This window comes from Marinilactibacillus kalidii (genome assembly GCF_017599325.1).
GTDB lineage: Bacteria > Bacillota > Bacilli > Lactobacillales > Carnobacteriaceae_A > Marinilactibacillus > Marinilactibacillus kalidii.
In genome coordinates, this window is record NZ_JAGFVM010000041.1 from 51,822 (window position 1) to 62,467 (window position 10,646).

Genomic DNA, 10,646 nt, shown 5'->3' on the forward strand with positions numbered 1-10,646 from the left:
ATGAAAAGAGGTCTAACGCAGATGTTAATCTGTGTTAGACCTCTTTTTTTATTCTGTTTGCGGACCGCGTCTTCTAGCGAAGTCGACAAAACGAAACTTATCCAGTCGATGTCGAGATTCAGTATACTGAAATAACCGCGTATCTTCCAAATGAACATCGCTTCGTGTAACGACAATATGGTGATCATCATGTAAGGTCATGAGATGCTTGTCTTCGTAAGTTACGGGCTCAACAGTAAACTCTTTTCGCGCGTAACCAATCTTTAGACCGAGTTTATTTTCGATGTAATGATAAAGAGAGTGCGCCGCCTCTTCATTCGGTAAGTGCTCGATTACAGAGGTCAATAAATAATCTTTATCCAAAATGACCACTTCTTCGTCTACTTTTCGCGTACGAATGACAGCATGAACCGTTGTGTCTTCGGAAACTTTGAGAAAGTTAGCAATATGTTTTGGAATAGTGATAACTTTATTTTCAATCAGAATCGTTTCGCTAGAAATCTTTTGTGAGTCTTGTAGTTCTTTATAACTCGTCAACCCTGAAATTGGAAAATCAAAACGCTTCACATCTAAAACAATCGATCCTTTACCTTGTTTCTTTTGAATATAGCCATTTTCTAAGAGTAAAGTGAGTGCCTTACGGATTGTTTCACGCGAAACATTGTATTTCTTCGTCAAGACGTTTTCACTTGGGAGCAAGTCACCAGACTTGTAAGTCTGATTTAGTATCGCTGCTTCTATATCAATAAAAATTTCGTGAAATTTACTCAAAATGATCCATTCCTTTATTCCATTCTACTTCCGATTCTAACACAGATGGGATACTTTTTTAGAAAAAAAATAACGCATAGTGTATAGTTGAATTCTAAATAGGTTTTAAAAAAACAAACGAACATAGAGGTGCACTTTTGAAAAAAATTTTGATTACGTTATTTATCTTTGTTTGTGCTGGTCTTGGCTTTTGGATTGGTTATTATTCTACTTTAACGGATATTTCACTAGAATGGCTCGCGCTTAGAGCGGCAATGATTATGATTAGTACAGTCGTCTTCGGTTTTATCCATATTATTATTCACGAAATAGGTCATATGATTGCAGGAAAAATAGCGGGTTATCATTTTTTACTCTTTCGAATTTTTAATTTGGCAGTGATAAAAGAGAAAAATCAATACAGATTTGCGAACTATTCAATCATGGGTACTGGTGGACAGTGTTTGATGGTGCCCCCGGAGCGAGTTGATGAACCACCATATAGACTCTATTTGATGGGTGGTGCTTTAGCTAACGGGATAACAGCGCTGTTGGCACTTGGATTAGTCTTATTCTTACCCGATGCCCTTTATCTTTATTTATTTGCTTTTGTAGGCATCGTCAGTGGTGTATTGAATCTAATTCCTTTTGGATTTACAGATGGACAAACGTTGAAACAATTAAAGCATGATCCCAACAAACAACACCAGCTCATCCAGGAACTGCGGTTAACGAGTGACTTTGTAAAAGGCAGAATGTTTTCTGAGATCAAAGAAAATGAATTGATAGAAAATCCCAATGAACCGATGACGGAACAATTTAATGCTTATACGGTTTTATTACAAATTAACAAAGAGCTAGAATCGGAAAACTTCGGTCATGCACTAGAGTTGATTGAACCGTTATGGAAGCAACGCTTAGATATGATCAAACCTTATCAGGTAGAAATTGCAAAAGAATATCTGTTTTGTCATTTAACGATGGAAACAGAAGATACACTCATACAAGATGAAATTATAGGAGATCCACTGTTCAAGCAATATTTAAAAGCAAATCAGTTGGAAAGTTACCGTCTCAAAGCGGCGATGGCATTTTGGATCGATGATGATCTTGATCAAGCCGATCAATGGATTGAAAAGGCAGAACAGTCACTGGACCATGCGCCAACTTATGCAGACAAGGTACTGAATAAGCGATTAGTGGATGTCGTTAGTCAAAAAGTAAGAGAAGAACGAACAAATAGAGCTGAGATGGCAGGCATAGAAGAGGAAATCGTTTAGCATTTCAGCAGGTGAACAAAGCAATCAAACTTGTTCACATTTTACTATTAAAAAATAAGTTATGAGGTTGACTTTTAAAGGTATTCCTTATATCATTTACAGTGTTGAACAAGGAAAATGAAGTGCAAGTTAAATAAAGGTAAAGTAGTGAAAGTGCTTTTCCACCTCAAGTCTATTTAAGTGGGCGTTATTGGGGTGGACCAGGCACTTTTTTTGTGAAGAAAAATAGGAGGTATTTATTACATGGCGATCGAATTTGATACTATTGCAGCAATTTCTACTCCTCCTGGTGAAGGCGGAATTGGGATTGTACGAATCAGCGGAGATGAAGCTGTTGAGATTGCAGACCGCGTTTATCAATTAGGGAATAAAACATTAAAAAACCAACCATCACATACGATGCATTATGGGCATATCGTGAATCCGAAAACCGAAGAACAAATCGATGAAGTAATGGTCTCAGTTATGAAAGCTCCGAAGACGTATACACGTGAAGATGTGATTGAGATCAATACACATGGGGGCGTCCTCGCAGTCAATCGTGTCCTCCAAACCGTTTTACACAATGGTGCGCGATTAGCTGAGCCTGGAGAATTTACGAAGCGGGCATTCTTGAACGGTAGAATCGATTTATCACAAGCGGAAGCAGTAATGGACGTTATCCGTGCAAAGACGGACAGAGCGATGCATATGGCGGTCACACAGCTTGATGGAGACCTATCGCGTCTGATTAGAAATTTAAGACAAGATATTTTGAGCACGCTGGCACAAGTTGAAGTAAATATTGATTATCCCGAGTATGACGATGTCGAAGAAATGACGGCAAGACTACTTGTAGAAAAAGCAGAAAAAGTAAAAGCACAAGTCGAAGCCTTACTGGACACAGCAAGCCAGGGGAAAATCTTGCGTGAAGGATTGGCAACAGCGATTATCGGGCGCCCGAATGTCGGGAAATCGAGCTTACTGAATGTTTTGATCAAAGAAGACAAGGCTATTGTGACAGAAATTGCTGGTACAACGCGTGATGTGGTGGAAGAATACGTAAGTGTTAAAGGCGTACCGCTTAGACTGATCGATACAGCAGGTATTCGTGAAACGGAAGATATTGTTGAACGAATCGGCGTTGAAAGAAGTCGTAAGGCATTAAAAGAAGCAGACTTAGTTTTACTGGTATTCAATCAAAACGAAGCGCTGACGCCAGAAGATAAATTACTCATTGAAGCGACAGATGAACATCACCGAATCGTGATTTTAAACAAAATGGATCTTGAAACGAAATTAGATATGAATGAATTGAATCAACTCGTTGATCCGGCAAGTATTATCCAGACATCTATTGTTACACGTGACGGGATGAATGATCTAGAAGCGAAAATCGCTGATTTATTCTTTTCAGGAAAAACAGGTGAGCGCGATGCAACGTATGTTTCAAACATCCGTCATATTGCTTTGCTGAATGAAACAGTGGATGCCTTTAACGATGTCATAGAAGGGATCGAAACAGGGATGCCCGTTGATCTTGTACAGATCGATATGACAAGAGCTTGGGATCTGCTAGGTGAGATTACAGGAGATAGTGTGCAAGATGAATTGATCACACAACTGTTCAGTCAATTCTGTTTAGGAAAATAATTTGTTGTTTGAACGACCAAAAAGGATTTTATACTAGAGAGGAATCATACGATGCAAACTTATGAAGCTGGAAATTATGATGTGATCGTTGTTGGCGCGGGTCATGCTGGATCTGAAGCTGCACTAGCAGCCGCTAGAATGGGCTCGAAGACATTATTGATAACCATCAATTTAGATATGGTTGCCCATATGCCGTGTAACCCATCAATCGGCGGACCTGCTAAAGGGATCGTAGTGCGTGAAATGGATGCCCTAGGTGGCGAAATGGGGCGCAATATCGATAAAACGTATATTCAAATGCGTATGCTCAACACAGCAAAAGGCCCGGCAGTCCGTGCTTTGCGCGCGCAAGCGGATAAACACTTATACTCGATCGAAATGAAACGAACAATTGAAAGAACAGAGAACTTGGATATGAAACAAGGAATCGTTGACGAACTAGTCGTTGAAGATAACGTCATTCAAGGCGTCATTACCAATACAGGCGCAATTTATCGTTCAAAAGCGGTTATACTGACAGCCGGTACATCTTCTCGTGGTGAAATCGTGATTGGAGAACTTAAATATTCTTCTGGTCCGAACAACACACAACCGTCTATCAAACTATCTGAGAATCTATTGGAACTTGGTTTTGATTTAGATCGTTTCAAAACAGGTACACCACCAAGAATCCATAAAGATTCTATCAACTATGCAGTAACAGAAGAACAACCTGGAGATTTAGAGCCGCACCACTTTAGTTTCGAAACACCCGATGAAAAATACCTTCAAGACCAAACCTCTTGCTGGTTGACCTACACAAGTACGACTTCTCACGATATTATTCGTGAAAATCTTCACCGTGCGCCAATGTTCACGGGTATCGTTGAAGGCGTGGGCGCTCGTTATTGCCCTTCAATTGAAGATAAAGTAGTTCGTTTTTCTGACAAACCACGTCATCAGTTGTTTTTAGAACCAGAAGGTGAAACAACAGATGAAGTTTATGTACAAGGACTTTCTTCTTCTTTACCTGAAGATGTTCAATTAGCTGTTTTACACTCAGTTGAGGGACTTGAAAATGCGAAAATGATGCGTACAGGTTATGCGATTGAGTACGATGTCGTGAAACCTTATCAATTACGGCCTTCACTAGAAACAAAAATGATCAGTGGATTATTTACTGCTGGTCAAATGAACGGAACTTCTGGGTATGAAGAAGCCGGCGGACAAGGCCTAATGGCTGGTATCAATGCAGCGCGTCTCGTTCAAGGAGAAGAACCATTTGTGATGAAACGTAACGAAGGCTATATCGGTGTCATGATCGATGATTTAGTGACTAAAGGAACGAATGAACCATATCGTTTACTGACATCACGTGCAGAATACCGCCTTTTATTACGTCACGATAATGCAGACTTCAGATTAAGTAAAATTGGTCGTGAACTAGGACTGTTATCAGAAGAAAGATATCGATTATTCTTGGAGAAAAAAGACCAAGTCGAACAAGAATTGGCTCGTTTGAAAAAGATTCGTCTAAAACCAACAGATGTTGCAGCGTATCTTGAAGAAAAAGATGAGCCACAATTGAAAGATGGGATTTTAGTCTACGATTTCATTCGTCGTCCGTATGTTAAATACCCAGATATTATTCCATTTGCGCCAACAGAAGAACCGTTATCTAAAGAAGTAATGGAACAAGTGGAAATCTTCATCAAGTATGAAGGCTATATTGAAAAAGCATTCCGCAAAGCGGACAAAGTCAAACGTATGGAAAACAAACGGATTCCAGAAGGCATTGACTATAGCGCAATCAACGGTATCGCAACAGAAGCCATTGAAAAACTAACCAAAATCCAACCAGAAACGATCGCACAAGCAAGCCGTATCAGTGGCGTGAATCCATCAGATATTTCTATCTTGATGGTGTATGTCGAGCAAGGTAGCGTAGCGAAAGTTTAAAAATTATACAGTTAGTGGCACTGATAGAGTGCTATTTTAAAGAAGATTTATCGATAATATTCGATAAATCTTCTTTTTCTATTTTTAGGTACTAAGAAACAAAAAGAGATAGGAAAAATATTTTTTTCTATCTCTTTATTTTAAAAAGTAGGTTACTCCGTTATTTCTTTTTCAATTGTAGCTGTATGTCCGTTTTCGTCTGTAATTTCGAAAAGCAAAGAACCGTTTTCTTGTAACATATTGTCTGATTCACTAAGGGTTAGAGAGAACATTCCTTGCTCATCAGAAGTTGGGTAAGCAATTCTTGCTGGAAAAGCAGGATTTAAAACTACTATCTCCGCGTTTGGAATCGTTTCTCCCTCATAAGTTTCGGTATTAATAGTGAAGTCGGGCAAGGTTGTTGAGGATTCAATCCTATCTACAGCCTGTTGCTGTTCTCCGGATAATGACTGGATTTCTTTCTTAAAAGGTATCGTTAAGCCATCTATGATAGTATAAAATTCAAGCTTTTGATCAGTTTGAAGATCTTCATCGAGGATTGTAAAGAATTTATTTGGAGAATCCTCAGTATCTTCCGCAAATTTCATCACGAGATTAGCACTTAACTCATCTGATGAGTTTCTGTAGTAAATACCTTCTACATTAGGAGATACTTCACTATCAAAAATTCTAGTATTTGAATAAATAGTTGGAAGATCTACCTCTTCTAGCAATTGTTGACCTTGTTCTTCCGTCTCCAGATTACTGTATACAATCTCTTTTCCTTCTTCTGCTGGTTGAACGGTTCTGTAGAAGTCCTGTTCTGTACCAAGCCCCCCTCCACTAACAAAGAAAGTGATTTTGTCACCGGCTTGAAGTTCTTGTTTAGGTAATACAGCGAAAGCACCTGATTCTGTTAAGTCAGACCCCATAATATCTGGGTATGGGGTTACCTCTTCAGGGAATATAGTTCTTAAGTTAGTTTCAGGATTGATACTTCCATTGTAAACTAATGTATTTTCATAAATTTCTGGGAGTTGTAAGTTTTCCAAAGCGATGGGATCCTTGTCTTCTTCTTCTGGATGTAGAGTAAAAGCTTCTTCACTATTTGCCCCACCAGTGTTCTCGGAGTCGTTAGAAGTATCTTCAACTTCTTGAGAAGCGTCGCTTTGTGTGTCTTCTATTTTTTGAGAATCATCTGATTGGATGTCTTCCGATTGTTGTGTATCTGTTTCAGTCTCAGAATTGGAAGAGCAACCTGCTAAGAATAAACCACAAAGACTTATGACGGTAAAATGATGATAAAACGCGCGTTTCACAATAAAGCCTCCTTTTAGTTATATTAAGCTTACTACGTTCATTTTTTGATATAAAATAAAAGGGCTTGTATAATCTTTATGTTAAAATGAGCATAAGAAATTGGATCATTACTAGAAAGTGTATTTTTCTCTTAGCACTTCTTTAACTACGACAATAATAGTGATTTTCAAGTAGCGTGCTTGAAAATTGTTGCGAATATGTTAATTTAAAAACATATTAATACAAATGTGATTTTTTAAAAGGAGAGTAATAAATAAAAAAGTTCTATGACACCCATACTGGAGAAGAAATAACACCAGGGGAAAGAGTAATGATTGAAATTGATTTTCCTAAAAATTTAAAAGATGTTGGAAGATTAGATAAGTTCTTGGAATCTCTACTGGAAAAAGAAAATGGCTCTATCCAAAAAGTTAGGTTGCACAATAATGACGTTGGAGAGTAAAGCTCGCCAACGTCATCTCTTGTACAACCCTAATGATTGTAGCTATTTATTTACAATAAACCTTGGTAAATCTCAATGATTTCTTCAACTGTTGTATCTCGCGGATTTCCTGGCGTGCAAACATCATTTAATGCATCTTCAGCAATTTTTGGTAAATCTTCAGCTTTTACACCTAATTCAGAAATGGTTGTTGGAATGCCCACATCTTTAGATAATTGGTCAATCGCAGTACACGCAGCATCTCGCGCAGCTTCAATCGTCATGATCTCTGCATCTACGATGTGCAGTACTTTAGCAATCTCTCGATATTTTTCTCCAGTGAAAGCCTTGTTGTATTTCATGACAGTCGGTAGTAATGTAGCACAAGCAACACCATGAGGAATGTTATACCATGCAGATAATGGGTGTGCCATTCCATGAACTAAACCTAAACCAACATTTGAGAAACCCATACCTGCGATATATTGACCCAACGCTATTTCCTCGCGACCTTTCAATTCACCTTCAACAGATGAACGTAAACTACGGCCGATGATTTCGATTGCTTTTAAGTGTAACATGTCGGTCATTTCCCATGCGCCTTTAGTGATCAAACCTTCAATCGCATGTGTCATGGCATCCATCCCAGTCGAAGCACAAAGATTTTTCGGCATGCCCATCATCATCTCGCTGTCGATAAAGGCGACTAGTGGAATATCGTGAGGATCGACGCACACAAATTTACGGGCGTTAGTCTTATCTGTAATCACATAATTGATGGTTACTTCTGCTGCCGTCCCTGAAGTCGTTGGTACTGCTAAGATTGGTAGGCTAGGATTTTTCGTATCGGCAACGCCTTCTAAGCTAATCACATCTGAAAATTCAGGATTCGATACGATGATACCAATGGCTTTAGCTGTATCAATCGGTGAACCACCACCAATAGCGATGATTGCATCTGCACCGACCTCGTTAACAAAATTCACACCATTTTTGACATTTTCAATCGTTGGATTAGGCACGATTCCGTCGTAAATGACATAATCAATTGCTGCATCATCCAATAAGTTGGTTACTTTAGTTGCTACATTGAATTTGATCAAATCTTTATCGGTTACAACAACTACTTTTTTAAAGCCACGCGCTTTTACTTCTGTTGGAACAGCTTTGATCGCACCTTTGCCGTGATAAGAGGTCTCGTTTAACATCATTCTATTTGCCATTATTAAAAACTCCTCAATTTGTATTATTTTTCACAATGAAATCGAAATAAAAAACACCCAGCGGGTACATACTTATTTGTCTATTCATTCAATCCTTAAACGTATAGTTTGAATCCTATTTTTTCTTTAAATGATGAGTTAATCCTAGCATGAAAGTTTTTATTGTACAGTAACAGTATGTTACTATAATCGTATCAATTTTACAGATAGAGGTGGTTTAACTGAATAAGTTAGTTCGTGATATCTTTCTTCCCTATACTCCGGAAGAAATCAAACAAAAAGAAACTGGCCAATGGGTTACCGAATTTGAAGAGGAGATAAATAGTAGAAATAATCATCAATTTAAATTAGATGATCAAATCTTTTTTCAGGAAAAAAATATTTTTATCCGACAACATCGTCGTTTTGCGCCTTATCCTCTTCATGCTCATCAGTTTTTAGAATTTAATTACATGTACAGTGGAACATCTGAACAGGTAATTAATGGGGTTCCTGTCACACTAAAAGAGGGTCAGTTACTGCTGTTAGATACCAATAGTCAGCACGAATTGTTGCCACTAGGTCAAAATGACATCTTGCTCAACTTTCTATTCAAGACAAAGGATATCAATATCAATCTTTTAAAGAAAATCGATAATCGAAGCGTTGGCTTAACGTTTAACTTTCTAATGAATGCGATTTTAGAGCCTGGGTATAATGAGACGCATTTAATACTAGACTTATCAAGAGAACCTAAGATTCAAGTCACCCTAGATCAAATGATTTTAGAATTCTATTCAAACAAACACTTAGGTAATGAGGTTATGAATGCTTTTTCACAAGTATTGTTTTTACAGCTTTCTCGTGTATATCATTCTCAGCTGATCAAAATTTACCAAAAGGATGGACAAAGTAATTTAATGCTCCGGATTTTACAGCAAATCGAGAGCAATTACAAAACGCTGACCTTAACCCAACTTGGACATGAGCTCGGTTATAATGCCAATTATTTATCGAATTTAATTAAACAACAAACTGGAAATACGTTTAAGAAATTGGTTATTGATCAACGACTTCATGAAGCACACAATTTGGTTCTCTCTACCCGCCTTACCATTGAGACCATTTCAGAATACGTTGGGTTTTCGAATAAGACGCAATTCTATAAAAAATATCGCGAACATTTTGGTGACACACCGATTAATATTCGTAAACAACGATGATCTTTTAATATTTTTCTAGAACAGTAGAAGGCTTTCTTTTTGATCATTTTTTATTTTGAGATAAGGAAGAAGGAGGTAATAATCAACCGACTATTTATCTACTCAAAAATAAACTTATAAATAAAATAGTTCTATCCTAACAATTAGCAATATGCTATTGTTGAAGAGCTAGTTATTTACTTGAAAATATAACTAAATTAATTCCTTTATATTTGAAATCTATGAATACATATAACAAAAAATTTATAAGAAAGAAGAACTGGGATGGAATTAGGAGATAGATTAAAAGAAGCAAGAATATCTAAGAAGTATTCTCAAGAAAATGTTGCAAATCATTTATATGTCACTAGACAAGCAATCTCTAAATGGGAAAATAATAAAAGTTTTCTAGGAATAGATAACCTAAAAAAACTGAGTGGATAGGTTACACTGAGTTGGACAGAAAAGATAAGGTGTGTATACTAAACACAACGCACACAGGAGGAATCTATCATGTCTACTCGTCGTCCACGTCGAACTTATACAGATGAATTCAAGAAGCAAATTGTTGATTTACACAAAGCAGGAAAATCAAGAAAAGAAATCATAGAAGAATATGACCTTACAGGATCTGCTTTTGACAAGTGGGTAAGTCAACATCATCAAACCGGTTCATTCAAAGAAAAAGATAACTTAACACCTGAACAGAAAGAATTGAAAGCATTAAGAAAAGCCAATACCCAGCTTCAAATGGAAAATGATATTTTAAAGCAAGCGGCGCTGATATTCGGGCGAAAGTCGAAGTAATCAAACGTAATAAACATAAATATTCTATATCAGCGATGTGCCGTGCCCTTGAGATCAGTAGAGGATCTTATTATTACGAAGTAATAAAGAAAGAAAGTGACGCGGAACTTGAACA

9 protein-coding genes and 1 pseudogene are annotated in these 10,646 nt (G+C 37.5%); 7 read left to right on the top strand and 3 right to left on the bottom strand.

The features are described from left to right. Positions 1 to 48 precede the first annotated feature (48 nt). Complete coding sequence (treR, locus tag J5J05_RS09960) at positions 49 to 771, bottom strand: trehalose operon repressor (protein ID WP_208560534.1); 723 nt, start codon at positions 769 to 771, stop codon at positions 49 to 51. Positions 772 to 908: 137 nt separating this feature from the next. On the opposite strand from treR, the gene J5J05_RS09965 reads away from it, so the two are divergent. The 3 genes from J5J05_RS09965 to mnmG all read left to right on the top strand — a co-directional run bounded on the left by J5J05_RS09965 (position 909) and on the right by mnmG (position 5,600). After that, complete coding sequence (locus J5J05_RS09965; RefSeq protein ID WP_208560535.1) at positions 909 to 2,030, top strand: urease accessory UreF family protein; 1,122 nt, start codon at positions 909 to 911, stop codon at positions 2,028 to 2,030. A 243-nt stretch (positions 2,031 to 2,273) separates the two neighbouring features. Beyond that, on the top strand, positions 2,274 to 3,662 hold the full coding sequence (gene mnmE, locus J5J05_RS09970; protein WP_208560536.1) for a tRNA uridine-5-carboxymethylaminomethyl(34) synthesis GTPase MnmE: 1,389 nt from the start codon (positions 2,274 to 2,276) through the stop codon (positions 3,660 to 3,662). A gap of 51 nt (positions 3,663 to 3,713) precedes the next feature. Beyond that, positions 3,714 to 5,600: a tRNA uridine-5-carboxymethylaminomethyl(34) synthesis enzyme MnmG gene (gene mnmG, locus J5J05_RS09975; protein WP_208560537.1), complete on the top strand. Its 1,887-nt coding sequence runs from the start codon at positions 3,714 to 3,716 to the stop codon at positions 5,598 to 5,600. A 152-nt stretch (positions 5,601 to 5,752) separates the two neighbouring features. Here mnmG and J5J05_RS09980 read toward each other — a convergent pair whose 3' ends face one another. After that, a complete protein-coding gene (locus tag J5J05_RS09980; RefSeq protein ID WP_208560538.1) occupies positions 5,753 to 6,898 on the bottom strand; it encodes a hypothetical protein in 1,146 nt (381 codons plus the stop codon). Positions 6,899 to 7,209: 311 nt separating this feature from the next. Here J5J05_RS09980 and J5J05_RS12885 point away from each other — a divergent pair, with 311 nt between their 5' ends. Further along, positions 7,210 to 7,341, top strand: a complete 132-nt coding sequence (locus J5J05_RS12885) for a hypothetical protein (RefSeq protein ID WP_279633329.1) — start codon at positions 7,210 to 7,212, stop codon at positions 7,339 to 7,341. A gap of 50 nt (positions 7,342 to 7,391) precedes the next feature. Here the strand turns inward: J5J05_RS12885 and fucO are convergent, their stop codons facing one another. Further along, on the bottom strand, positions 7,392 to 8,543 hold the full coding sequence (fucO, locus tag J5J05_RS09985; protein ID WP_208560539.1) for a lactaldehyde reductase: 1,152 nt from the start codon (positions 8,541 to 8,543) through the stop codon (positions 7,392 to 7,394). Positions 8,544 to 8,995: 452 nt separating this feature from the next. Between fucO and J5J05_RS09990 the strand changes: the two genes are divergently transcribed. The 3 genes and pseudogenes from J5J05_RS09990 to J5J05_RS10000 all read left to right on the top strand — a co-directional run. Next, a complete protein-coding gene (locus tag J5J05_RS09990; RefSeq protein WP_244244709.1) occupies positions 8,996 to 9,745 on the top strand; it encodes an AraC family transcriptional regulator in 750 nt (249 codons plus the stop codon). Positions 9,746 to 10,009: 264 nt separating this feature from the next. Further along, positions 10,010 to 10,168, top strand: a complete 159-nt coding sequence (locus J5J05_RS09995; protein WP_208560540.1) for a helix-turn-helix domain-containing protein — start codon at positions 10,010 to 10,012, stop codon at positions 10,166 to 10,168. Positions 10,169 to 10,237: 69 nt separating this feature from the next. Next, a pseudogene (locus tag J5J05_RS10000) lies at positions 10,238 to 10,646 on the top strand (transposase); the annotation flags it as partial.

Bases quoted from the DNA above. Each gene is read 5' to 3' on its own strand.
- mnmE (WP_208560536.1), top strand. From the start codon at position 2,274: ATGGCGATCGAATTTGATACTATTGCAGCAATTTCTACTCCTCCTGGT.
- mnmG (WP_208560537.1), top strand. From the start codon at position 3,714: ATGCAAACTTATGAAGCTGGAAATTATGATGTGATCGTTGTTGGCGCG.
- J5J05_RS12885 (WP_279633329.1), top strand. From the start codon at position 7,210: ATGATTGAAATTGATTTTCCTAAAAATTTAAAAGATGTTGGAAGATTA.
- fucO (WP_208560539.1), bottom strand. From the start codon at position 8,543: ATGGCAAATAGAATGATGTTAAACGAGACCTCTTATCACGGCAAAGGT.
- J5J05_RS09990 (WP_244244709.1), top strand. From the start codon at position 8,996: ATGTACAGTGGAACATCTGAACAGGTAATTAATGGGGTTCCTGTCACA.
- J5J05_RS09995 (WP_208560540.1), top strand. From the start codon at position 10,010: ATGGAATTAGGAGATAGATTAAAAGAAGCAAGAATATCTAAGAAGTAT.